General features: G+C 37.4%; 22 protein-coding genes. 2 read left to right on the top strand and 20 right to left on the bottom strand.

Features of this window, described 5'->3' with window-relative positions; translation table 11 throughout:
* Positions 1-32: 32 nt before the first annotated feature.
* On the bottom strand, positions 33-1,286 hold the full coding sequence (locus ACPWSR_RS12125) for a hypothetical protein (RefSeq protein ID WP_426348488.1): 1,254 nt from the start codon (positions 1,284-1,286) through the stop codon (positions 33-35).
* Between the two features lie 109 nt (positions 1,287-1,395).
* On the bottom strand, positions 1,396-2,748 hold the full coding sequence (locus tag ACPWSR_RS12120; protein ID WP_426348487.1) for a hypothetical protein: 1,353 nt from the start codon (positions 2,746-2,748) through the stop codon (positions 1,396-1,398).
* Positions 2,749-2,956: 208 nt separating this feature from the next.
* Here ACPWSR_RS12120 and ACPWSR_RS12115 point away from each other — a divergent pair, with 208 nt between their 5' ends.
* Positions 2,957-3,622, top strand: coding sequence for an HD domain-containing protein (locus ACPWSR_RS12115; RefSeq protein ID WP_426348486.1), 666 nt, complete (start codon positions 2,957-2,959; stop codon positions 3,620-3,622).
* Between the two features lie 28 nt (positions 3,623-3,650).
* Here ACPWSR_RS12115 and smpB read toward each other — a convergent pair whose 3' ends face one another.
* Positions 3,651-4,118 carry an SsrA-binding protein SmpB gene (gene smpB / locus ACPWSR_RS12110; RefSeq protein ID WP_426348485.1) on the bottom strand — a complete coding sequence of 156 codons (468 nt, stop codon included), beginning with the start codon at positions 4,116-4,118 and terminating at the stop codon, positions 3,651-3,653.
* A 270-nt stretch (positions 4,119-4,388) separates the two neighbouring features.
* Here smpB and ACPWSR_RS12105 point away from each other — a divergent pair, with 270 nt between their 5' ends.
* On the top strand, positions 4,389-4,589 hold the full coding sequence (locus tag ACPWSR_RS12105; RefSeq protein WP_426348484.1) for a DUF4177 domain-containing protein: 201 nt from the start codon (positions 4,389-4,391) through the stop codon (positions 4,587-4,589).
* Positions 4,590-4,649: 60 nt separating this feature from the next.
* Here ACPWSR_RS12105 and dhaK read toward each other — a convergent pair whose 3' ends face one another.
* The 17 genes from dhaK to rpoN all read right to left on the bottom strand — a co-directional run bounded on the left by dhaK (position 4,650) and on the right by rpoN (position 25,827).
* Positions 4,650-5,642 (bottom strand): dihydroxyacetone kinase subunit DhaK, encoded by a 993-nt coding sequence (gene dhaK, locus ACPWSR_RS12100; RefSeq protein ID WP_426348483.1) that lies wholly within the window; start codon positions 5,640-5,642, stop codon positions 4,650-4,652.
* A gap of 64 nt (positions 5,643-5,706) precedes the next feature.
* Positions 5,707-6,411: an MIP/aquaporin family protein gene (locus tag ACPWSR_RS12095; RefSeq protein ID WP_426348482.1), complete on the bottom strand. Its 705-nt coding sequence runs from the start codon at positions 6,409-6,411 to the stop codon at positions 5,707-5,709.
* Positions 6,412-6,564: 153 nt separating this feature from the next.
* Positions 6,565-8,058, bottom strand: coding sequence for a glycerol kinase GlpK (gene glpK, locus ACPWSR_RS12090; protein ID WP_426348481.1), 1,494 nt, complete (start codon positions 8,056-8,058; stop codon positions 6,565-6,567).
* A 104-nt stretch (positions 8,059-8,162) separates the two neighbouring features.
* The gene (locus ACPWSR_RS12085) at positions 8,163-8,723 is read right to left on the bottom strand and encodes a glycerol-3-phosphate responsive antiterminator (RefSeq protein ID WP_426348480.1); all 561 of its coding nucleotides are present in this window, start codon (positions 8,721-8,723) and stop codon (positions 8,163-8,165) included.
* A 384-nt stretch (positions 8,724-9,107) separates the two neighbouring features.
* On the bottom strand, positions 9,108-9,494 hold the full coding sequence (gene dhaM, locus ACPWSR_RS12080; RefSeq protein ID WP_426348479.1) for a dihydroxyacetone kinase phosphoryl donor subunit DhaM: 387 nt from the start codon (positions 9,492-9,494) through the stop codon (positions 9,108-9,110).
* Positions 9,495-10,139 (bottom strand): dihydroxyacetone kinase subunit DhaL, encoded by a 645-nt coding sequence (gene dhaL, locus ACPWSR_RS12075; protein ID WP_426348478.1) that lies wholly within the window; start codon positions 10,137-10,139, stop codon positions 9,495-9,497. It lies immediately after the preceding gene.
* Positions 10,140-10,299: 160 nt separating this feature from the next.
* Positions 10,300-12,438, bottom strand: coding sequence for a ribonuclease R (rnr, locus tag ACPWSR_RS12070; protein WP_426348477.1), 2,139 nt, complete (start codon positions 12,436-12,438; stop codon positions 10,300-10,302).
* 275 nt (positions 12,439-12,713) lie between these two features.
* Positions 12,714-14,732 carry a sodium-translocating pyrophosphatase gene (locus ACPWSR_RS12065; protein WP_426348476.1) on the bottom strand — a complete coding sequence of 673 codons (2,019 nt, stop codon included), beginning with the start codon at positions 14,730-14,732 and terminating at the stop codon, positions 12,714-12,716.
* 258 nt (positions 14,733-14,990) lie between these two features.
* Positions 14,991-15,218 carry a preprotein translocase subunit SecG gene (gene secG / locus ACPWSR_RS12060; protein ID WP_426348475.1) on the bottom strand — a complete coding sequence of 76 codons (228 nt, stop codon included), beginning with the start codon at positions 15,216-15,218 and terminating at the stop codon, positions 14,991-14,993.
* A gap of 475 nt (positions 15,219-15,693) precedes the next feature.
* Positions 15,694-17,013 (bottom strand): phosphopyruvate hydratase, encoded by a 1,320-nt coding sequence (gene eno / locus ACPWSR_RS12055; protein WP_426348474.1) that lies wholly within the window; start codon positions 17,011-17,013, stop codon positions 15,694-15,696.
* A 134-nt stretch (positions 17,014-17,147) separates the two neighbouring features.
* Entirely contained in the window at positions 17,148-18,686 is a 1,539-nt protein-coding gene (gene gpmI, locus ACPWSR_RS12050) for a 2,3-bisphosphoglycerate-independent phosphoglycerate mutase (RefSeq protein WP_426348473.1), read from the bottom strand.
* A 129-nt stretch (positions 18,687-18,815) separates the two neighbouring features.
* Positions 18,816-19,562 (bottom strand): triose-phosphate isomerase, encoded by a 747-nt coding sequence (tpiA, locus tag ACPWSR_RS12045; RefSeq protein ID WP_426348472.1) that lies wholly within the window; start codon positions 19,560-19,562, stop codon positions 18,816-18,818.
* 39 nt (positions 19,563-19,601) lie between these two features.
* Positions 19,602-20,795 (bottom strand): phosphoglycerate kinase, encoded by a 1,194-nt coding sequence (locus tag ACPWSR_RS12040; RefSeq protein ID WP_426348471.1) that lies wholly within the window; start codon positions 20,793-20,795, stop codon positions 19,602-19,604.
* A 122-nt stretch (positions 20,796-20,917) separates the two neighbouring features.
* Positions 20,918-21,931, bottom strand: coding sequence for a type I glyceraldehyde-3-phosphate dehydrogenase (gene gap, locus ACPWSR_RS12035; protein WP_426348470.1), 1,014 nt, complete (start codon positions 21,929-21,931; stop codon positions 20,918-20,920).
* A 97-nt stretch (positions 21,932-22,028) separates the two neighbouring features.
* The gene (locus ACPWSR_RS12030; RefSeq protein WP_426348469.1) at positions 22,029-23,069 is read right to left on the bottom strand and encodes a sugar-binding transcriptional regulator; all 1,041 of its coding nucleotides are present in this window, start codon (positions 23,067-23,069) and stop codon (positions 22,029-22,031) included.
* Positions 23,070-23,284: 215 nt separating this feature from the next.
* Positions 23,285-24,295 carry a type I glyceraldehyde-3-phosphate dehydrogenase gene (gap, locus tag ACPWSR_RS12025; protein ID WP_426348468.1) on the bottom strand — a complete coding sequence of 337 codons (1,011 nt, stop codon included), beginning with the start codon at positions 24,293-24,295 and terminating at the stop codon, positions 23,285-23,287.
* A gap of 155 nt (positions 24,296-24,450) precedes the next feature.
* The gene (gene rpoN / locus ACPWSR_RS12020; RefSeq protein ID WP_426348467.1) at positions 24,451-25,827 is read right to left on the bottom strand and encodes an RNA polymerase factor sigma-54; all 1,377 of its coding nucleotides are present in this window, start codon (positions 25,825-25,827) and stop codon (positions 24,451-24,453) included.
* Positions 25,828-25,920: the final 93 nt, after the last annotated feature.

The raw sequence follows: 25,920 nt of genomic DNA, 5'->3' as shown, positions 1-25,920 counted from the left end.
GGGAAAAACCTCCCTATGAAGGAGAGCTTTTATTATAACAAGCTGCTATCGCTCCTTTTGTACCATTTAGATATTTTTTCTCTTAACCCTTCAATATAGTCTATAGAATATGGGAGATAAGGCTTGAGGCTATTAATATATTCTGAAGAAAAATATCCTTTTGCTTTTACAACAGAAAATAGTACAAGCATTATACAATTAACCTTTATGAGCTCTTTAAGATATAACTCTTCTTTCTTATCAGCACAGCTCAAACCATCAATAAGGTTTACTGTAAAATTAATCAGTTTAGTAGAGATGGAGTCTAAGCTGGTCTTTGATATATCTGAAGTCATAAGAGTTTCATGTTTAAGCTTATAATCCTCTTCCACATCCTGAAGATCATCTCCCAGCTGCAGCATAAAGCCATAGCCTAGGGAAAAATCTATTTCCTCCGGGGTTAGTCTTCCCCTTACTAGATATCCATCCACGAGGACAGAAGCACCCCCTTTTAACAGAGAAATATCCAGCAGCTCTTCTCTTCCAATAGAGGCTATATTCCCCGGGGAATACTGCTGCTTTACACTTTCTATCTGCCCTAAATTTATATACTGCAGAGCCTGATATAGCTCACTATACTCTTCCCTGTCAAAATCCTTTTCTATTAATTCTACCAAGGCATAGACCTTCTCCTCATGAAGGTTTAAAGGAACAAGCCTCTCACCCTTTAGTCTACGCATCAGTCTATCATTAAACTCGTCCTTCTTTTCCCGATTTATATTACTATCATCAAGAAAATTATCCGTATAAGGATAAAGAAGACTATAGCCTAATATTGCTGAGGTAAGACGAACCCTTTCTCCCATGACAGCCTGAAGTATATTTATAATCCAAACATTCCTAAGAGCTTGACCTATATCCTCCATAGATAAGCTTTGATCAAAAGTCTTAGACCTTTCTAAGAATTCCTCAGTACTTCTGAAAAAATCCTTCTTTCGTTCCTCACTTAAGTTTTTAAGTCCAAAAATATTGTCCTCACTTATAAAGCCTCTTATATATCCTTCAAGCCTATTTTTAAAAGCCTCATCAACTTCATTTAATCCGGTTACCTTATTTATTTGTTTATTGTTTTTAAATTCCTTATCAATCTGCTTTAGTAAGGAATTTAGTGATTTCTGCCCTCTTTTTTTCTCATTATCTGTAATACTCTTAAGCTCTGGTAGAAATTCATCCTGAGAGCCTAGCCACCTATCCTTTATTCTTTCTAAATTCTCTTTAAATATCACCATGGTCAATTGCTGTTCCATTTCTTTATACCTCTTATTTCTATATATCTATATTATCACTCTCATGGTTATGACAGGTTAAATAAAAAACCTGCAGAGCTCTCTCTACAGGTTTTTTCTCTGCTATTTATTATAGCAAAAATATGGCTGCTATGGTAGTTATTAAAAGACCTATAACCACAGGCTTTAGATTTTTTCTAGCAAGCTCAAAAGGATCCACCCCACACATGGCTGCTGCTGGTATAACTGCCCAGGGGATCAAGGTTCCGCCGCCTACCCAGATACCTGCCAGCTGTCCTAGGGCTGTCAGTGTTGCAGTACCTGTGCCAAGTCCTGTACTGAATAGCCTTGCTATGGAGCCTACTAGAGGTATTCCTGAAAAACCAGAGCCATCTAGTCCCGTTATTGCTCCAACAGTGGTAAGAGTTGCTGCGGATACAGCACCATTAACCGGGACAATATTAGCAAGGGCTAGTCCTAAATCATTTACTATCCCCTGAGAAGCCTCAGGTAATACTTTGCCAAATATTTCAGCTATAGCACTGTCTCCTAAATAAAAGAAGGCTGCTATGGGGATAACTACTCCAAAGATTTTAAAACCAAATTGAAGTCCTTCAACCATGTGGAAGGTTATCTTTTCAAAGATTCCTGCCTTATAAGCAGCAGTGCCTATTACGGCTAAGATAACAATAGCAGTACCTCCAATGAGAGCTGTGGCATCCCCTCCCTGAAGGTTAAACATGAACATTATTACTATATCAGCACCAAAAAGCACCAGCATCATAAGGGCAAAGAGCCTCTTAGCTCTCTTAGAAAGAGTCGCCTCAAGCTTATTTTCTTCTACATAGCTATCCTTTAAAAGCTCCTCCTTATATATTCCACCTTTTATTTCCTTACGGAGAAATAAAAAAGCAGCTATGGTGGTTGATAACCCCATGATTATAGCAAGGGGTATGCTGGCAGACATGACCTCTGAAACCTGAAGTCCTGCAGCATCTGCCGTTAATTTAGGAGCAGCCTGGATAATATAATCGCTAGAAAGAGCTATTCCATGGCCGAATAGATTCATTGCAATGGCAACTCCTATTGCCGGAAGTCCAGCTTTTCTCCCTATAGGAAGGAAGATTGCACCGATTAAAGCTACTGCTGGAGAGGGCCAGAAGAACCAAGAAATAATCATCATCACTATACCTATTACCCAGTAGGCCAGGGTGTAATTCTTGACTATCTTTTTAAAAGGCGAAATCATCTCCTCATTAATTCCCGTGGCCAAAAGCACCTTGCTCATGGCAGTAATTACTGAAATTATAAAAATTGTTGGCATTAGCTCCTTAGTGGCATATATCAAACTATTAAAAATGCCCATAAGAGCCTTATAAACAGATTCTGTTCCCAGGATACCCAGGACAAATATCCCTACTATAGCAACAAGGGTGGTATCCTTTTTCATAATCATAAAAAGAATAACCAATACTATAAACAAGATATATACATAGTGCAGCGACGTTAAAGCAACCTCCATTATGCCTCCTGAAGTTTCAGTGTTTTATAGTATAAGATATTCACCCTGAATAAAAGTGTTCTGTATTAATTTATATGAATAATTTCTATGACAATTTGACAAATATAAAACTAGTTACTTTTGATTATACAACTATCGAAGGAAGTACTAGGAAAGGATGTTTTATAATATGGCTAATGTTACCTTTGAAGATATTAAGGAGAATAAGCTTATAAACACTCTCATAGAAAGAGGCGATACTGTATTAAAAGCCATTGGCTATACAGAACATTCTCGGGCTCATGCCATGAAGATATCTACTACTGCAGCGAGTATATTATCCACCCTGGGCTACTCCAAGGAGGAAATTGAGCTGGCAAGAATAGCAGGCTATATCCATGATATAGGTAATGTGGTGAACAGGACGGACCATGCCCACAGCGGAGCAATACTAGCCTTTGACATACTCAAAAATCTTGAAATGGAGCCTGATGATATCTTAACCATAGTCACAGCCATAGGTCATCATGATGAAAATACAGGAACTGCAATCAATCCTGTGTCGGCAGCGGTAATCCTTGCAGATAAATCTGATGTTAGGAGAAACAGGGTGAGAAATAGAGATTTCTCCACCTTTGATATCCATGACAGGGTAAACTACGCAGTAACCTCTTCACAGCTAGATATAAATAATGAAGGGAAGGAAATCAATCTAGTATTAGAAATTGATAATTCAATAAGCTCCATCATGGACTATTTTGAGATATTTCTTCAGAGAATGATCATGTGCAGAAGGGCCTCTGAGCTCTTGGGCTGCAGGTTTAGATTCACAGTAAATGGAGTCAACATTCTTTAAAATAAAAAAACTCCGGGTCTCCGGAGTTTTATCTCATTCTTTCTTTAAATTCTCTTTCTATGTCACGCTTATGCGCCTTTTCCAGCATAGCGTCCCTCTTGTCGTAGTTCTTTTTACCCTTGCATACTCCAAGAGCTACCTTTACCTTACCATCCTTAAGATATAAGGACAAGGGTACCAGGGTATAGCCATCCTGAGATGTATAGCCTATAAGCCTTCTTATTTCGCTTTTATGAAGGAGGAGCTTTCTTTCCCTTAAAGGATCCACATTAAATATGTTTCCAAAGTCGTAGGGACTTACATGCATATTTCTTATGAATACCTCTCCATTTTTTATGTCCCCATAGCTATCCTTAAGATTAGCTCTGCCGTTACGAATGGATTTAACCTCAGTTCCAACTAAAGCTATACCCGCCTCTAAGGTTTCCTCTACGAAATAATCATGCCATGCTTTTCTATTTTCTGCTAATGACTTAGTTCCTTTTACTTTTGCCATATATTCTTCACCTACAGTAATTTTACTATTTTAACCTAGTATCTATTATGATAGCACACTTCCTAAGGTAATGCTAGTAATCACAGCTTATTCCTAGGTTAATGAACAAAAAGCAAATTAACCATTAAATAATTCCCATAAAATTGAATTACAGCTTTATTATATCTATAATAAAGATAACAATTGTATTATGTTTCAACTTCAGTAGAAAGACCAACTTTAAGATATTGATAAACTTAAACCATAATTTTCTGTAAGGAGGTTTTAACTATGTATGAATATAAGGTTATAAAATGGAGTGAATACTCTAATACCCCAGAGGATTTAGAGCTTCAACTAAATGCCTTCGGCAAAGAAGGCTGGAAGCTTGTAAAGATACTTCCCGGTAGTGAAAATATAGCAGGGACTATTCCAGAATCACCAGAGCTTGCTGATGGGGTATTAATCCTAGAAAGAGCTATGAAATTTTAAGCCTTAAAAAGCTTATAGCAGCAGAGAAAATTTCTCTGCTGCTATTATTAATTTAAGCTATTATAAGCATTTAAAAGCAGGAGTATCTGCTGGAGCTTCTAAAAGCTCCTTAAGCTCTTCATCGAGCTTTAATAAGCTGATGGAGAAGCCTGCCATCTCTAAGGAAGTCATATATTCCCCAACGAGAGTTTTGTATATCTTTATTCCCTTTTCTTCTAAAACCTTTTTAACTCTATTGTTTACTATATAAAGCTCCATAAGTGGAGTTGCTCCCAGTCCGTTAACTAGTACTGCAACCTCGCTACCGGAGTAGTCTATATCCTTAAGGATCTTTTCAAGAAGATGAAGAACTATCTCATCAGCTTCCTTAAGCTCTTCCTTATGAGTTCCAGGCTCACCATGGATACCCATACCTATTTCCATTTCCTTTTCACCTAAAACAAAATTAGGCTTACCAGCTGCAGGTACTATACAAGGGCTTATAGCCATTCCCATACTTCTTACATTATCAATAACTTTTTCAGCCACGGCCTTAACCTCTTCTAAGGAAGCTCCTGTTTCAGCCTTTGCTCCTGCTATCTTATGAAGAAGAACTGTTCCAGCTATACCTCTTCTACCTATTGTCCAAGTACTGTTTTCCACGGCAACGTCATCAGCAATAACTACGTGGTCAACCTTTATGCCTTCCATCTCAGCCATTTCCTTAGCCATCTCAAAGTTCATAACATCTCCTGTATAGTTCTTCACTATAAGAAGAGCTCCCTTCTCTCCAGCTACAGCCTTTATTCCTTCATAAACCTGGTCTGGTGTAGGAGAAGTAAACACAGCTCCTGCCACCGCAGCATCAAGCATTCCTTTTCCTACAAAGCCACCATGGGAAGGCTCATGTCCACTTCCACCTCCGCTAATAAGCACAACCTTATCCTGAGGAGAATTCTTTCTCACAACCACTGTAGCATTGTCTACTTTTCTTAAATGTTCAGGATGGGCCGCCACCATACCAGCAAGCATTTCATCAACTATATTATCAACATTATTTATTATTTTCTTCATATTAAACACCTCCACAATAATCTTTGTAATAAACTCCCGATTTAAATAAATCGGGAGTTATGATTTAAAATGCTATAGTAGAAACTAAATATCCACAGATACCACCAAGGATAGGTGCTATAACTGGTATCCAGGAATAACCCCAGTCTGAATCTCCCTTACCCTTTATAGGAAGTAGGAAATGAGCTATTCTAGGTCCTAAATCTCTAGCAGGGTTAATAGCATAACCAGTGTTACCACCTAAGCAGAGACCAATTACCCAGATAACCATACCAACTGCTACAGGAGTCATTTCAGGAGTTAAGGAAGAATTTCCAATTCCCTGTAATGCAAATATAAGAACAAAAGTACCAACAAACTCACCTACAAAGTTAAATGCAGTATTTCTTATTCCAGGAGCAGTTGCAAACACGCCAAGCTTAGCTCCCTTGTCCTCAGTTTCATCAAAGTGAGGCTTGTAAGCAAGATATACAAGAACTGCACCAACGATAGCTCCCAGCATTTGTACTGCTATATATCCTATTGCTGTGCCTACTTCCATACCACCACTAATAACTGCAACTATAGAAACAACTGGATTAAAATGAGCTCCTGTAAGTGGTCCAAATATGAATACAGGTACTGCAACAGCTAGAGCCCAACCAGTGGTGATAACTATCCAACCAGCATTGTTACCCTTAGTTTTGTTTAAAACTACGTTAGCAACTACACCGTCACCTAAAAGGATAAGAAGCATTGTTCCAAAAAACTCGCCAATATACTGTTCCATTAATAATTCCCCCTCAACAATTTTTTAATTATGATTGCAAAATATTAAAGGATTAATTGTAATAACATTATTTAATGTATGAAGTAAAAATAGTCACTACAATTAATCCATTTAATCTAAATCATTATAATTCTTCCAGTAAATTAAAGCCTTCTATTTTTCTGCCCAATCAAGAGATCTGCCTACAGCCTTGTGCCAGCCAGCAAGAAGCTCTTCTCTCTTTTCATCAGCCATGTTAGGCTCAAAGTTTCTTGAAACTGCCCAGTTCTCGCAAACATCTTCTTTATTCTCCCAGTAGCCTACAGCCAAGCCAACAAGATAAGCTGCTCCAAGAGCTGTTGTTTCTATTACTTCAGGCCTGTCCACCTGTGTTCCAAGGATATCAGATTGGAACTGCATTAAGAAGTTATTAGCACAAGCTCCACCATCAACCTTAAGAGCCTGAAGCTTAATTCCTGAATCCTCTTCCATTGCCTTTAATACATCATAGGTCTGATATGCTAAGGATTCTAGTGTTGCTCTAACTAAATGCTCTTTTTTAGCTCCTCTAGTTAAGCCTACAATAGCTCCTCTTGCATATTGATCCCAGTGAGGTGCTCCAAGACCTGTGAAAGCAGGTACAACGTATACACCGTTAGTATCTTCTACAGCTTCAGCATATTCTTCTGAATCAGCAGCATGCTTAAGAATTCTTAATTCGTCTCTAAGCCACTGAATAGCAGCTCCAGCTACAAATATACTACCTTCAAGGGCATAATGAACCTTACCGTCTAATCCCCAAGCTATAGTAGTTAAAAGACCATTCTTTGATTCAACAGCCTTTTCTCCTGTATTCATAAGAAGGAAGCAGCCTGTACCATAAGTATTCTTAGCAGTACCTGGCTCATAGCAGCATTGTCCAAATAGAGCTGCTTGTTGGTCACCAGCTATACCAGCTATTGGAATTTCTTTTCCAAATAAGCCATAGGTAGTGTGACCGTATACATGGCTGGATGGCTTAACGTCAGGAAGCATAGAAGCAGGGATATTAAGCTCTGCAAGAATCTCTTCATCCCACTTAAGCTCATGAATATTGTAAAGAAGTGTTCTGGAAGCATTGGAGTAATCAGTTACATGAACTTCACCCTTTGTAAGATTCCAGATTAGCCAGCTATCTATAGTACCGAATAAAAGGTTACCCTTTTCAGCTTCTTCTCTAGCTCCTTCTACATTATCAAGGATCCATTTAACCTTGGTTCCTGAGAAATAAGCATCAAGGATAAGACCTGTTTTTGATCTAAAGGTATCTGCAAGGCCTTTTGCTTTAAGTCCATCAATAATGTCTGAGGTTCTTCTGCACTGCCATACTATTGCATTATATACTGGCTTACCAGTATTCTTGTCCCAAACCACTGTTGTCTCTCTCTGATTAGTAATACCTATAGCAGCGATATCCTCAGAGCTTATACCTATTTTAGCCATAGCTTCTGTAGCTACGCCGAGCTGTGTAGACCAAATTTCTATTGGATCATGCTCAACCCAACCAGCCTTTGGATAAATCTGAGTAAACTCTTTCTGGGATACGCTTACAATAAGTCCCTTCTCATTGAAGATGATACATCTTGAACTAGTTGTACCTTGGTCTAAGGCCATTACAAACTTTGCCATAATCTTCCTCCCTTTAATTAAAATATATAATATCTATATGAAAAGGAAATCACGTGCATATTTCAGCACATAATCTCTTACTTCATCAAAATTAATAAAAACTATTATTCCCATAACTTCTTTTCAGTAGTGGATATAGCCATAGCACCTGCGGCTAAAGCTTCCATCACCTCTTTTTTTGTATTTATAAGTCCTCCCGCGATTATAGGAAGGCCTACCTCCTTTTCTAAGGAGTTAATTACTTTACTGGCAACTCCAGGCATCACCTCCACTGCACTAGGCATAGATGTATGAATGCTTTTTATAGCAGTCTCTAAGGATAAAGAGTCTATGCCGAATATTCTTTGAATCGTATACAAGCCTAAATTTTTGGCATGTTTAATATTACCCTGTTTAGTTGTAATTATCCCGAAAGGATTTGCAGCATTCCTAATGAATTCTATTCCTTTTTGATCGGATTTCAGACCATCAATGAGGTCTACATGTACAAATACAATCTTATTATTATCCATTAGTGTTCTGCATATATGTACTATATTTGATATGGAACCATATAAAATGAAAACAATTTTCACACTGCTTGTCTTTACTTCTTCAAGATCACCATCATTTCTAACAGCTGCAACTATGGGATTTTCTATGAGTAGCCCCTCTATATCAATCATAAGGCTACCTCCTTTCTTTTAGTTCATTAAAGAGCGATATAATAATAGAATTCAAATTATTCAAATCTATTAAATTATATATCTATACTTAAGCTATTATACCAACTATCCCATATAAATAAATTTTATAAAATGAGCTAAGTACCTAAGGGGAATAAAAAAGGTCGCAATTAAAAAAACACCATTTTAATTGCGACATCTCCAAATCTCTGCCGAAATACCAAATATTATTAATAGTTTATTGAAATCTATTAATAGTTTACTACAACTTGTAATAGTTTACAATATATTTTCAAAATTTTTCCTTGTTAACTATTAAACAATCAATGAAATGGAGTTATCCTTCGGGATTCGCAATTTCATCAAATTTTATTTATACGTTTTTTAAAGCTTGCCTATCTTTAAAGGCTCCAGGCTTAAAATTACATCTTCTAAGGACATGCCTGCACTTATTGAAACCGCCGCAGTAATTCCACCTTCTATAAGAGGCGCATCTACAAGCTTAACTTTGCCCTTCTTCTCTTCCGATAATCCCTCAATAACCATTTCTGCAGTCATATAAGTGCTTCCCAGGTCAAAGAGCACAATAACACCTTCATCAGTAAAGGCAGCTTCTATGGCCTGCTGGGTTTTTTCAAAATCTGAACCTAAGGCTCCGTCTTGAGTACCTCCAACGCCATGAACCTTAACATCCTGTGCCATTTCCTCAATAAGCTCTATTAGCCCTTCTATCACCTTGCTGCTGTGGGATAATACAACCAATCCAACCATTTATGATACTCCCTTCTCTAGAAGATATTCGTATATTGTATTAATCATTAGATAAGAGGAGGTTGCTCCTGGATCCTGATGTCCAATACTTCTTTCTCCTAAATAACTTGCTCTACCTTTTCTTGCCGGTATGTTCTTAGTTCCTTCCATGGCCTTCATAGCCTTTTCTGCTGCCTTTCTAAAGGCTTCTATAGAGGTTTCTCCTACTTCATTGCTTTCCTTAAGAGTCTCGTAAGCTGGTATAAGAACATCCAGCATGGTCTTATCTCCCAATTCAGCCTTACCTCGAAGCTTTACTCCATCTATAGCTTCCTTAAGCATCTCCAGGAAATCCTGTAAGTCAATACTTTCCTTGCCTGCACCTTTCATTCCTGCCTTCATAAAGGCTGTCCCATAAAGTGGTCCTGAGGCTCCACCGACAATTGATACTAGAGTCATACCTGTTACCTTTAAAACCTCACCTATATCCTTGAAGCTTCCACCCTCCATTTTTCCTCTAACAGCCATAAAGCCTTTATTCATGTTACTTCCATGGTCAGCATCACCAATAGCCGCATCAAGGTCTGTTAGGTATTGCTTATTTAATTCAATAGCCTTAGCTATGTTAATAATTATTTCTGTTACTTCCTTTAAGGTAGTACCCATACAAAAATCACTTGCCTTTCAATGTATCTTTTTCACTATAATTCCATTTTAGTTTATAGGTCATTATAAAAGTTACTTTTATGGTATTATTAACAAAACATTCATAATCTTAACATAAAATAAAAGAGCAGGAAATTTATCCGCTCTTTTATTAGCTATCTTATTCTTCCACTTCTTCTCCCTCTTCAGGAGCTAATTCAAAATAGATTTCACGGTTATCTATATCCACTCTAGTACATATTACCTTAACAAAATCACCAAGCCTATAAAGCTTCTTGGTTCTCTCTCCTGTTAATGTCAGATGATTTTCATCATAAACATAAAAATCATCATCTAAATCAGTAATATGCACCAAGCCCTCTATAGTATTTGGAAGCTGAACAAACATACCAAAGCTGGTCACGGAGGATATGAGGCCAGTAAATTCCTCGCCTATCCTTTCCTTCATGTATTCAGCTTTCTTTAAGTCTTCTACCTCTCTCTCAGCCTCCTGAGCAAGTCTCTCCATCTCAGAGGATTGCTTTGAAGCTCTTTCCACAGTCTTTTCCAGCTTCTTTGCCTTTTCATCGCTGATCCTGCCATTGATGAAATCCTTGATTATCCTGTGAATCTGGAGATCTGGATATCTTCTTATAGGAGAGGTAAAATGACTATAGTACCTGGCCGCAAGCCCAAAGTGGCCAAGACTTTCAGGAGAGTATCTTGCCTGCATCATAGATCTTAGAAGCAGGGTGCTGACTACTGTTTCTTCCTTATTTCCCTTAACCTTATCCAGGATTTCTTGAAGCAGTCTTGGATGAACCTCCTTGCCCATTTTTAAGGTGTAACCAAGGTTATGGACAAAGGTAGAGAATCTCTGAAGCTTTTCTTCATCAGGATTTTCATGGACTCTATAAACAAAAGGTATATTAGTCCAATACATATGCTCTGCTATAGTTTCATTACATACAAGCATAAATTCTTCAATTATCCTGTTGGCTATTTCCCTTTCATAAGGCTTAACACTAATAGGAACGCCCTTTTCATCAAGAGTAATCTTAGACTCATCAAAATCAAAATCTATGGCTCCCCTCTGTATTCTCTTTTTATTCAAAATAGTACAGAGCTCCTCCATGGCCAGAAAATCGTCATAAAGAGACTTATATCTCTCTATAAGCTCCGGATTCTTATCCTTTAATATCTTAGTCACATCGGTATAGGTCATTCTTTCGTCAGTTCTTATAACACTTTCAACAATCTCATGCTCTAATACCTTTCCCTTTTGGTCAATAGTCATTATACAGCTTAGAGCCAACCTATCAACCTTTGGATTCAAGGAGCATAATCCATTGGAAAGCTTTTTGGGAAGCATTGGAATTACTCTATCAATAAGATATACAGAAGTTCCCCTTTCTAAGGCTTCCTTATCTAGTGGACTCTTTTCTTTAACATAGTGAGTAACATCAGCTATATGTACTCCCAGCTTAAATCTTCCTTTAGATAACCTTTCAATGGAAACAGCATCATCTAAGTCCTTAGCATCTTCACCATCTATTGTTACCATTTTCACTTCTCTAAGATCTTTTCTTCTCTTATATTCATTTTCAGGTATTTCTTCAGGGATAGCCTCCACATAGGTTACAACCTTATCTGGAAATTCCTCTGGAAGACCGTACTTTTTGATGATAGTGAGAATATCAATTCCCTTGTCGCCTTTTTTACCAAGAACATCAATTATCCTACCCTCTGGATTTCTTCTACCTTCGGGGTACTTAGTAATCTCTACTTGAACAATATCACCGGTTTTTGCCTTACCCTTTTGAGTCTTAGGAATGAAAATATCATTTTGTAGCTTCTTATCCTCCGGAACAACAAAGCCGAAGGCCTTGCTATCCTCATAGACTCCAACCACTGTCTTTATGGCTCTTTCAACAATCTTAACAATTTCTCCTTCTCTTCTCTTCCCTTCAGAATCAGCCTTAGTTATAGAAGCTATGACCCTATCACCATTCATTGCACCATTGATCATGGGACTTGGTATAAAGACATCAGTAACACCTTCTTCATCTGGTATAACAAAGCCAAAGCCTCTAGGGTGAGCTGAAAGCTTACCAGGTACCATTCCAAGCTTTTCCGTAAGGGCGTACTTTTCTGCCTTTGTCCTAACAATCAGCCCTTCTCTTTCCATGGTCTTAAGCACCTTTTTAAAGCTCTTATATTCATTTCTTTCAATGGAAAAAACCTCTGCTAGCTCCTGTATGTCCATAGGCCTGTAGGCCTGCTCCTTCATAAAATCTAGTATAGTAGCTTTTATATTCATTCCTTACCTCCTTATCTCTAAGATTAAGAGACTATTATTATTTTATTTTTACCGTAAAAGCAACAAATAATCCTATAATTATATATAACCACATTCCCACCCTAATTGTATGGCCTTTATAGAAAATTTACAATACTTATGCATTATTATAAATATTTTTCATAATTATACCTTAATAATTCTCACCATAAAAAATTGTAAATTCTATAATTTTTATGGTTATTTTTAGAGAAAAAACTGCTGAAATTACTTTCAGCAGCAAGGTTATTCCTTCATTAATTTAATATTTTTAGTAATAGACCACCAAATTCAACTATCATTGGTGCAAATACAACAGCTACTATAGTCATGAGCTTTATTAGTATATTAAGTGCCGGTCCTGCAGTATCCTTAAAGGGATCTCCTACAGTATCTCCTACTATTCCGGCCTTATGAGCAGGACTATTTTTACCTCCATGAACTCCCGATTCTATATACTTTTTAGAGTTATCCCAAGCTGCTCCTGCATTGGACATTAATATAGCTAGCAGTACTCCAGAAGAAATAGCACCTCCTATTAGACCTCCCAGGGCCTCAGCACCTAAAAGCACTCCTACCCCTAAGGGTATGGCTATAGCTAGAATTCCTGGAAGTATCATTTCTTTTAGAGCTGCGGTAGTAGAGATATCAATGCATGTTCCATAATCCGGTACCGTTTCTCCTTCCATAATTCCAGGTATTTCTTTAAACTGTCTTCTAACCTCATTAACCATCTGATTTGCAGCCCTACCCACAGACTCCATGGTCAAGGCACCATAGAGGAAAGGAAGCATTGCACCTATGAGCACTCCTACAAGAGTTGTAGGTGATAAAATATCTATTACCGATAGATTTACAGCCTGTGCATAAGAGGCAAAGAGAGCCAGTGCTGTTAAAGCAGCAGAGCCTATGGCAAAGCCCTTGCCTATAGCAGCAGTAGTGTTTCCAACAGAGTCAAGCTTATCGGTGATATTTCTAACCTCATGAGGAAGACCTGCCATTTCAGCTATTCCTCCAGCATTATCTGCTATAGGCCCATAAGCATCAACAGAAACCACTATACCAGTAGTGGAGAGCATTCCCACAGCAGCCAAGGATATACCATAGAGCCCCATAGTTGCATTAGAAGCTCCACCTAAAATAAAATACGACATTAGTATTCCCACTGAAATTAAAAGAATAGGAAACATTGTAGATTTCATTCCTACTGCCAGTCCAGAAATAATAGTAGTAGCTGAACCAGTTTCTGACTGTCTTGCAACCTCTTTTACACTTTCATAATCAGCAGAGGTATAAACTTCTGTAATCTTACCAATAGCTAATCCAACAATAAGACCAATAGCCACCGCTGCAAAGGCCTTAAAATCGCCAAAGGTTATGTAGCCCAATACAGCTGCACAGATTACTAAGATAACTCCAGAGACATAGGTCCCTGCATCCAGCGCTCTCTGAGGATTCTCAGCCTTGCTGCTCCTAACTATTAAAGCTCCAATAATAGAGGCGATAACTCCAGCCGCAGCAAGGAGCATTGGAAAGCCTACTCCCTCTGACCCTTCAAAAGCAATTGCGCCTAGAGTTATTGCTGATATAATAGCACCAACATAGGATTCAAAGAGATCTGCTCCCATACCAGCAACATCTCCCACATTATCTCCAACATTATCTGCAATTACCGCAGGGTTTCTCGGATCATCCTCAGGTATCCCTGCTTCAAGCTTTCCAACCAGGTCTGCTCCCACATCTGCAGCTTTTGTATAAATACCTCCCCCTACTCTAGCAAACAGGGCTATGGAGCTTGCTCCAAGGCCAAAGCCCGTAAGAATATCACTATCAAAATTAAATATTATTGCCAATACTCCAATACCAATAACTCCGAGGCCTACCACAGACATCCCCATTACAGCACCACCGGAAAAGGCAATGTTCAAAGCCTTTTGCTGACCCTTCTTAGCAGCTTCAGCGGTCCTAACATTGGACTTCACTGCTACCTTCATTCCAAAGAAGCCTGCCAGTATTGAAAATACAGCTCCCACAACAAAGCAGATAGCTGTAGGAATACTAATAAAAAATCCAATTACAATAGCCACAAAGACAATAAAGAAAGCTAAATACTTATATTCTCTCTGCAAGAAGGCCATGGCTCCCTGCTGGATATATCCAGCAATTTCTCTCATTCTATCATTTCCGTCAGATTCTTTATCAATGCTATTAGTAAGAAAATAAGCAAATAAAAGTGCCGCAACTCCACTTGCAGCCAGTAAAATAGAACTAATCATATAATTACCCCCGCCTTAAAAATATACTCTATATTTCAAAATATACCATAATTTTATTAAATAGTGTATACTTTTTAACAAATTTTCTTAATATTGTGCATATCAATTACTCATAATATAGCTTTTATATGGTTAATATATCTATATATGTCTAAATACAATAGTATTTAAAATTATTATTCATTCCTCCAGGAGATAATTACAGTAAAATTTGGGCAAAATAAAAAGCCATCCTTATTAAAGAATGGCCTGTCATTTCTAAACTAAATTTAGTATTAAAGTATTTATTGCAAACGCTACTGCGGAGAATATTGTTATCTTATAAAGCAAAGCTTCCTTTGTTCTCTTTTTGTTTTTTGAGAAGAATGTGTCAGAAGCTCCCTGCACAAGACCTTTAAATCCATCAGACTTTGAAGGCTGCATAAGAACCGATACCATAAGAATTATTGCCAAGATAACCTCTACTATAAATAAACCTAATTTCACGAGTTTCACCTCCACAGATTTTGAAAATTACTCTATTAGTTTATCACACTTAATCACCTAATACAACCATTTACTTTCCCCAAATCCCAATTCCCCCCCAAATATTCTCAATAATCTATATTCTATGCACATGCTCCTATCTTTTGCTCTTTCACTCTTCTCTATTCTCTATTCTCTATTCTCTATTCTCTGCCCTTCTGCTCTTATCTTTTATCTTTATAGCTCTTACCTCTTAACTGCTCTTATCTTTTATCTTTGCTCTTTCCCTTGCTCTTGCTCTTACCTATTAGCGCAGCTAATAATCTCCCTATTAGCGAAGCTAATAATTTCCCTCTCTTCTCCTCTCTTCTCTCTTCTCTATTCTCTATTATCTCTTCTCTGCTCTTCTGCTCTTCTGCTCTTCAACTCTTACCTCTTAGTTTTTACCTCTTAGTTAAAAAAAGCCCCAGGACCAAGTCCCAAGGCTCTTTTAAAACTATTTATTCATGTTCTTTATATTCTTAACGTTGAAGAAAGCATCAAGGCCTCTGTATTCAGCAACCTCTCCTAGCTCATCTTCTATTCTAAGAAGCTGGTTGTACTTAGCAACTCTTTCAGATCTTGCTGGAGCACCAGTCTTTATTTGACCAGCATTCATAGCAACAACTAAATCAGCTATAGTAGTATCTTCAGTTTCACCGGATCTGTGGGAAACTACTGCAGTGTAGCCTGCTCTGTTAGCCATTTCTATAGCATTAAGAGTTTCAGTTAAAGTACCAATTTGGTTAAGCTTTATAAGTATAGAGTTAGCAGTGTCTCTGTCTATACCCATCTTTAATCTCTTGGAGTTTGTAACGAATAGGTCGTCACCTACTAACTGAATCTTGTTTCCAAGCTTTTCAGTCATAAGCTTCCAGCCTTCCCAATCCTCTTCTGCCATACCATCTTCGATGGAGATGATTGGATATTTTTCTACTAGGTCAGCATAGTAGTTAACCATTTCTTCTGGGGAAAGAAGCTTTCCTTCGCTAGCAAGGTTGTATTTTCCATCCTCGAAAATTTCTGAGGAAGCAGGGTCTAATGCTATGAATATATCCTTACCAGGAACATAGCCAGCCTTCTTTATAGCTTCAACTATAACCTGTATAGCTTCTTCATTGGACTTAAGGTTAGGAGCGAAACCACCTTCATCACCTACACCAGTTTCATGTCCTTGTTCTTTAAGGTAGCTCTTAAGAGCATGATATACTTCTGAGGACATTCTTAAAGCTTCGCTGAAGCTTGATGCACCTGCAGGCATAACCATGAATTCTTGAAGATCTACGGAGTTGTCAGCATGCTTTCCACCATTGATGATGTTCATCATTGGAACTGGAAGAACCTTAGCATTTACTCCACCGATATATTTGTATAGAGGAAGACCTAAGCAGTTAGCAGCAGCCTGAGCAACAGCTAAGGATACTCCTAAAGTTGCATTAGCACCAAGCTTACCTTTGTTTTCAGTTCCATCTAATTCTATTAAAGTTTTGTCTATTAATGGCTGATCAAAAACATTTAATCCTATAAGCTCAGAAGCTACTAAGTCATTTACATTTTCTACAGCTTTTAGAACGCCCTTACCGTTATATTGAGACTTGTCTCCATCTCTAAGTTCTACTGCTTCGTAGATACCAGTAGATGCTCCTGAAGGAACAGCAGCTCTTCCCATAGTACCATCTTCAAGTACAACTTCAACCTCAACAGTTGGGAAGCTTCTTGAATCAAGAATTTGTCTTGCATATACATCTACTATTTCTACATATTGTTTTTGTAGCATTATAAAATCCTCCTTGTGATTAAATATTTATATTTAATGAAATATAAATCTATATTAGTTTTTTCCATACAGAGGAAATAATATTCCTCTGTATGTGCTATTTTAAACCAAATTAACACCTAACTTCAGTTAGGTTATTTTACTATTAGTGACTTACCAGTCATCTCAGTAGGCACCTCTACTCCCATTTCATCTAAAAGAGTAGGTGCTATATCAGCAAGCTTTCCACCATCTCTAAGGCTTCTTCCTTCAGCATTCTTAGAAACATATAAGAATGGTACAGGATCTGTAGTATGGGAGGTGAATGGATCTCCTGTGGAGTAATCCACCATAATCTCAGCATTACCATGGTCAGCTGTAATGAATACGGATCCGTACATGGAGAGAACCTTATCCACAACCTTACCTAAGCAATCATCCACTGCTTCCACAGCCTTTTTAGCTGCTTCAAAAACACCAGTATGACCAACCATGTCTGGGTTAGCGTAGTTCATTATGATAAGGTCATAATGTCCTGTATCTAATCTCTGTAGAACCTCTTGAGTCATCTCATAGGCACTCATTTCTGGCTTAAGGTCATAGGTAGCTACCTTTGGAGAAGGTATTAACACTCTATCCTCTCCTTCATTAGGAAGCTCAACACCACCATTAAAGAAGAAGGTTACATGTGCATACTTTTCAGTTTCAGCAATTCTCAGCTGCTGTAAGCCCTTAGAGCTTATATATTCACCTAAGGTATTAGTATAGCTTTGTGGTGAATAAGCAACATGAACATTTTCTAAGGTTTTATCATACTGAGTAAGGGTTACATAGGTTAAATCTAAATTATTTCTTTCAAAGCCTGTAAACACCTTATCATTAATAGCTCTAGTAATTTCTCTTGCTCTATCAGGTCTGAAATTGAAGAATATTATAGAATCCTTATCCTTAATTTTTGCAGTTGGTTTGCCATCCTCTAGTATTACACAAGGAAGTACAAACTCATCTGTTTTATTGTCATGATAGGAATTGTCCATGCATTCTACTGCACTGTTTGCAGTTTCACCCTTACCTAATACCAGGGCATTATATGCAAGCTCAACTCTCTCCCATCTATTATCTCTATCCATGGCATAATATCTACCACTGATTGTTGCAACCTTACCTACACCTATTTCCTTCATAGCATCTTCTATTTCAACTATGAAATCTCTACCTGAGGTAGGTGGTACATCTCTTCCATCCATAAAGGCATGGAGATATACCTTGCTTAAACCTCTAGCCTTTGCCATTCTTAGAAGACCCTTCACATGATCAATGTGAGAATGAACACCACCATCGGATAATAAGCCTAATAGGTGAAGAGCAGAATTGTTTTCTTTAGCCTTATCCATGGCTAAGATTAAGGCTTCGTTATCGTAAAAGTCACCATCTTCTATTGCTTTAGTTATTCTTGTAAGCTCTTGATAAACTACTCTTCCTGCTCCAATATTTAAATGACCAACCTCTGAGTTACCCATCTGACCTTTTGGAAGTCCAACCTCCATACCACTAGCTAAAAGCTGAGTATGAGGATAGGAAGCAAAAAGCTTATCATAATTAGGCTTATTTGCGGCCTCAACAGCATTACCTTCTGATTTAGGAGCAATACCGAAGCCGTCTAATATCATTAACATTACTGGTTTTTTTGCCATAGTTACCTCCAAATTAACTTTATATAGCGACACTTTGTAATTTTCCATCTAAAATTATACTATATTAGATAGCTCAATTACAATATAGCAAATATTACCTATCTGTTAATAGTTAATATTTTTGAAGGATTAGAAGTTAACGATGGCGGAAAAATCTGATGCTTTAAGACTTGCTCCTCCAACTAGAGCTCCATCTATATCAGTTTGTTCCATTTGCTCTTTTATAGTGGAAGGCTTAACAGAACCACCGTACTGTATTCTTACCTTGAGAGCAACCGCATCTCCATAAGCTCTTGCCACCATGGCTCTTATGGACTTGATAGTGTCGTTAGCCTGCTCGGAGGTAGCAGTCTTACCTGTACCTATAGCCCATATAGGCTCATAGGCTATAACAAGAGCTTCTACCTGCTCTGATGTTAATCCTTCTAGATCTTTTTCTATCTGTGCGCCGATTATTTCTTCTGTTTTGTTAGCTTCTCTTTCTTCAAGAGACTCTCCTACGCATAGTATAGGAATTAGATTATGGTCAAAAGCTTTCTTAAGCTTCTTGTTAACTGTTTCATCAGTTTCATTGAAGTATTGTCTTCTTTCACTGTGACCAATTATAACATAATCTACCTTTAGGGCTTCCAGCATTCCTGGTGCTACCTCTCCAGTAAAGGCTCCATTTTCTTCAAAGTGCATGTTTTGAGCACCAACCTTTATGTTTGAACCAGCAGCGGCCTTAACTGCAGCATCTAAAGCTATAAAGGGAGGACAAACAACTACCTCACAGCTAGCAGCTGCTACCTGTGGTTTTAATTCCTCTATAAGCTTAACTGCTTCCTCTACTGTGTAATGCATTTTCCAGTTTCCTGCTATTATTGCTTTTCTCATCCTTACACCCCGCTTTTATAAAATATATACTTAATAATTTTACTTATTATTTAATGCAGCTATTCCTGGAAGCTCTTTTCCTTCTAAGAATTCTAAGGAAGCTCCACCACCAGTGGATATATGAGTCATCTTGTCCCCATAGCCTAAAATATTAACTGCTGCAGCACTGTCTCCACCACCAATTATTGTTGTTGCATCAGTTTCTGCAAGAGCAGCAGCCACTGCCTTTGTACCAGCAGCGAAGTTTTCAAATTCAAAAACTCCCATAGGTCCATTCCATATAACTGTTTTAGCTTCCTTTACAGCATCAGCATAAGCCTTTGAAGTCTTTGGTCCTATATCTAAGCCCATGTAGCCATCAGAAATATTTGCATCCTCAGTAACTACTGGCTCGCTATCTGCAGCAAACTTATCAGCTACCACATTATCTACTGGAAGTAAAAGCTTAACACCTTTATCCTCAGCCTTCTTCATCATTTCCTTAGCGTATTCTACCTTATCTTCCTCTACTAAGGAGCTTCCTATGGTAAAGCCTTGAGCTTTTAAGAAGGTATATGCCATTCCTCCACCAATTATTAATGTATCAACCTTTTCTAGAAGGTTATTTATAACATTAATCTTATCGGAAACCTTAGCTCCTCCTAAGATTGCTACGAAAGGTCTAACAGGATTTTCTACAGCTGAGCCTAAGAACCTAAGCTCCTTCTCAATAAGATATCCACATACAGCTGTATCTAAATACTCAGTTACGCCAACGGTGGAGCAGTGAGCTCTATGAGCTGTTCCAAAGGCATCATTAACATATACATCTGCTAAGGAAGCTAATTCCTTACTAAACTCCTCACCATTTTTTGTTTCTTCTTTTCTGTATCGAGTATTTTGAAGAAGCACAACCTCACCATTCTTCATTTCCTCTACAGCTTTTTTAGCATTAGCACCAACAACCTCATCATCGGCAGCAAATTTAACTTCCTGTCCTAAGTGCTCTGATAATCTATCAGCTACAGGCTTTAAGGATAATTCAGGCTTAGCTTCTCCCTTAGGCTTTCCTAAGTGAGAGCATAGTATAACCTTACCACCATCAGCTATAAGCTTCTTTATAGTAGGTAGGGCTGCTACTATACGATTTTCATCAGTAATCTTTCCATCCTTTAAAGGAACATTGAAATCACATCTAACCAAAACCTTAAGTCCATTTACATTTATGTCATCAATTGATTTCTTGTTATACATACCATTGCCTCCTGATTATAATATCCTCTATTTTTAGAGGTGAATTAATAAAAAAGAAAAACAGGTCCGACCCTTAAGATCGGACCCATCCTAGGATCTTGATTTATTGTCAAATTTATATATTATGCTAATTCAGCAAAGTATTTTATTGTTCTAACCATCTGGCTAGTGTATGAATTTTCATTGTCATACCAAGCAACTACCTGAACCTGAGTTGTTCCATTATCAAGAGGAAGAACCATTGTTTGAGTAGCATCAAATAAGGAACCATAACTAATTCCTATTATATCTGAGGATACTAATTCTTCTTCAGTGTATCCGAAGGATGCACTGGAAGCAGCCTTCATTGCTGCATTTATTTCCTCAACTGTTACGCTTCCTTCTACAACTGCAGTTAATATTGTAGTGGAGCCTGTTGGAACTGGTACTCTTTGTGCTGATCCTATAAGCTTGCCGTTTAATTCAGGTATAACTAAGCCTATAGCCTTAGCAGCTCCTGTGGAGTTAGGTACTATATTAACAGCTGCTGCACGAGCTCTTCTTAAATCGCCCTTTCTTTGAGGACCATCAAGAGTCATCTGATCTCCAGTGTAAGCATGGATTGTTGACATTATACCAGATTTAATTGGTTTTAAATCATTTAAAGCCTTTGCCATAGGAGCTAAGCAGTTAGTTGTGCAGGATGCTGCAGATATAACTGTATCCTCAGCCTTTAACACATCTTCATTTACTCCGAATACTACTGTTGGAAGATCATTTCCTGCAGGTGCGGAGATAACAACCTTCTTAGCACCAGCTTTGATGTGAGCTTCTGCTTTAGCTTTAGAAGTAAAGAAGCCTGTGCACTCTAATACTACATCTACATCTAAATCTCCCCATGGTAATTCTTCAGGATTTGGTTTTGCATAGATTTTTATTTCCTTACCATCAACTGTTATGGAATCATCTCCGTAGGAAACTTTATCACCTAATGCATATCTACCTTGTGCTGAATCATACTTTAATAAGTGAGCTAACATCTTTGGAGAAGTTAGGTCATTTATAGCTACTATCTCATAACCTTCTGCACCAAACATCTGTCTGAAAGCAAGACGTCCTATACGTCCAAAACCATTAATCGCAACTTTTACTGCCATAATATAATTACCTCCTATTAAAAACATATTTAATATTTTAAAAAAATATTTATCATATTATATTATTAGAATGTGGCAAAGAATATTATTTATACATCTATTCCACATTCTCAAAACTTAAAAGCTTAAGTATTTCTTCTGCTGCAGCTTCATCGATAAAAAGAATTCCATTACCATTACCTCTACAGGCTGACAAAATAGCTTTAGCCTTCTTTTTACCACCGGCAACGGCTAAATGCAGTATATCCTTTTTAACATCTTTTATACTCATGGCCAAAGTGGGTGATGAATATACCAATTCACCTTTTTCGTTAAAATAACAGCCATAAGCTTCGCCTACAGCACCTAAGCTATTTATCTTTTGAATCTTATTATCTGATAGCCCTCTCTTTTTAGCCATGTGCTCAGCGTTACCAATGCCATAAAGCATTATACTTGCCTTTTGAATCACCTTAACTGTTTCGCTGATCTCCTCTTCCTTCATAAGAGATTCCATAACCTCATGGCTTATATTATCAGGTATATGAAGCATCTTGTAGCTTCCTCCAAGCTTCCCTGCTAAGACATAAGCAAGGGTGTTTGCTTGAGTTTCTACATTTCTGCCCATACCTCCTCTTAAAGGAACTACCATGACATTCTTGTATTGAGTATTGCTGCTTATATGGTTTACAACTTCCTTAACCATAGTTCCTCCAGTAATACCAAGAATATCATCATTCTTTAAAGCACTCTTAAGGTAGGATGCTGCTTCCTTTGCAATTTCTTTGAGAACAGAATAGTCAACATCACTATCACCAGGCACAACAATCACTCTATCCATTCCCATAGCTACCTTAAGCTTTTCTTCAATTCCTGAGATGTCTCGAGTATCTATCAAAAACTCTCTTAGCTTCTCAATTATCTCTTCTCCATCCTTAGTAACTGTCATACCAGCTGCATTGATGCTTATGAGATTCTGATCCTTTAAGAAGCCTGTTTCCGTTCTGATTACTCTCTCTCCTAGCTGAAGCTTGTTAGCTAGAACTCTTCTACCAATGGGCTGGTTATAGTATATACACCTAAGCATGCTATATCTTTTCTCCAAAACTTCCACAAGTTCAGGAACAATCTTAATTTGTAACCTTAATATTTCCTGCAAGATAAGCACTCCCTTGGTCAATATCTGTCCCGGTATATTTTTTATTGTCCCACAGTCTTTATTATAAACTATACCATGGTATTTTAAAAGTGTTTTTAAGGGTTTTTTTAAAAATATTAATATTTAATATTTTACAAATAAAAGCCTGGCTCATAATGCAGAAGCTTATAAAACCAGACTTTTAAATTTAAAACTGAGTAAATACTATATATTGATTAAAGGGATTTCCCTACCTTTGCTGTTAAGTCAGCAAGCCTGTTAGAGTAGCCCCATTCGTTATCATACCAGGCTACGACCTTTACCATGTTACCACCTATAAGCATTGTGGACATAGCATCTATAATGGAGGACCTTTCATCCCCTCTGTAGTCCATGGATACTAAGGGAGCCTCTTCATAGCCTAATATACCCTTAAGATAGGTGTCAGCTGCTTCCTTTAAAGCTCCATTAACCTCATCTACAGTAACATCTCTCTCCAGCTCTGCTACTAAATCAGTACAGGAAACCGTTGGAGTAGGTACTCTCAAGGAGAAGCCATTGAGCTTACCCTTAAGCTCTGGAAGTACCAAAGCAACGGCCTTGGCTGCTCCAGTGGTAGTTGGGATCATTGATTCTGCGGCAGCTCTTGCCCTTCTTAAATCCTTATGGGGAGCATCCAAAATCTTTTGGTCATTAGTATAGGAATGAACAGTTGTCATCAATCCCTTTTTAATACCAAACTTCTCATGAAGGACCATAGCAAATGGTGCTAAGCAGTTAGTCGTACAGGAGGCATTCGATATAATATGATGCTTCTCTGGATCATATAACTGATCATTGACACCTAAAACCACTGTTAAATCTTCATTTTTTGCAGGGGCAGATATGATTACCTTTTTAACAGAATCCTGTTCCATGTGTGACTTAGCCTTTTCGCCATCAGTAAAGAAGCCTGTGGACTCAATAACAATTTCAGCACCAACACTTCCCCAAGGAATATTTTTAGGTTCCCTTTCAGCAAAAATTTTAATTTCCTGGCCATCCACTATAATTGAGCTATCACTGCAGGTTACAGATTTATCGTACTTTCCAAAGAGGGAATCATATGTTAATAAGTGTGCTAGGGTTTTAGCATCAGTTAAATCATTTATAGCCACTATTTCTATTTCTTCAGAATAGTTTTTTACCAGGGCCTTAAATACATTTCTTCCAATTCTACCAAAGCCATTTATACCTACCTTAATCATTTACTATTACCTCCTAGTATTATTTATAGTTATTTCCTTTTATTATTAAATTTATTACTAATATAACACATTAAACTATGATAAAAAGAACATTTCAGTAAACATTTTGTCAATTTTATGGAAAATAAAAAACGCATAGACATAATCTCTATGCGTTAAAATCTTTTTCTCTTTGAAGAGCTTTTAATCCCAAGCTCCTCCCTATATTTAGCAACGGTTCTCCTGGAAATATTAAATCCCATTTTATTTAATATATCACAAATTCCCTGATCTGATAGAGGCTTGCCCTTATCCTCTTCTTCTATTAAAACTTTGATTTTATTCTTAATGCTTATTACAGCTACATCTTCATTATCTCTATTTTTCTGTATTCCTGAAGAAAAAACATCTTTAATTTTTATAGTTTTTCTGTCCGTAAGGATGTATTTTTCTCTTATAGCTCTACTCACGGTGGACTCATGGATATCTAGCTCAGTGGCAATATCCTTTAAGGTCATGGGTCTTAAATAATTATCACCCTTGTCAAAAAAATCCTTCTGTTTTTCAATTACCTTTTCCAGAACCTTATAGAGAGTACTTCTTCGACTTTCAATGCTCTTAATCAAAAATAACGCAGAGTCAAGCTTATCCTTTACATAAGCCACAGCTTCTTTATCCTTCTCCGTTGTTATTAATTCTTTGTATATAGGGTTTATTGATAGTCTTGGAAGCACACCATCATTCATTATGATTACATATTCTTCCCCTAGCTTTTTAATAATAGCATCTGGAATTATATATTTTACATCTTCACCAGTATAGAAGCCCCTGGATGGCTTAGGCTCTAAGCTTTTTACTATATCCCCCAGCTCTTGAGCTTCCTGAAGAGTGATATTTAGTTCTTTTGAAATTTGAGGATATTTATTATCTGCTAAGCTTTCAAGATGGTCTTCAACCAAGCTATACAGCTTCTCATTGGTACAGTTCTTGCGAAGGAGCTGTAGCTTAAGACATTCCTTTAAATCTCTAGCCCCAATGCCAACAGGGTCAAGACTCTGAATAATCCTTATGGCAGCTTGTACACTTTTTTGTGGAAGCTTAAGCTCATCGCTTAAATCCTCTATAGAGGAGGTTAAATAGCCTCTCTCATCTAGCCCTTCTATAATATAGCTGGAAATAGCTATAAGCTCCTTATCATTAAGCTGTTCTCTAAGCTGTTCTATAAGATATTCCTTTAAGGATTTTTTACTGCTTATAAAGGTAAAAGGTGATATATCAGAATCTTGATCATAGGCTGAATAGTTCTGGGACCCATAGCTATCAAACTCTAGATATTTAATCATTTCTTTGTAATCAAGCTTATCCTTTGAGTTACTACCATCCTCTAAATCTTCATATTTGACCTCAAGGGTGGGATTTTCAGCAAACTCCTTATCTATATATTCCTTCAGCTCCACAGTGGACATCTGAAGAAGCTTTATAGATAGCTGCATTGATTGTGTCATAATTAACTTTTGTTCTTGGGTTAGGTTCAAATTATAATCCAGCTTCATCCGTTTATCACCATTCGTTTTATTTTTTATAAGCTATATTATACCATAGTTAATAATAAAAATAGTTAAAAAGGATAAGGTAATCACAGCTTT

The organism is Alloiococcus sp. CFN-8 (genome assembly GCF_049943125.1).
Classification (GTDB): Bacteria; Bacillota; Clostridia; order Clostridiales; family Clostridiaceae; genus JAEXZL01.
The sequence above is the reverse complement of the archived record's forward strand: the minus strand, read 5'-3'. Positions and strand labels throughout refer to the sequence as shown.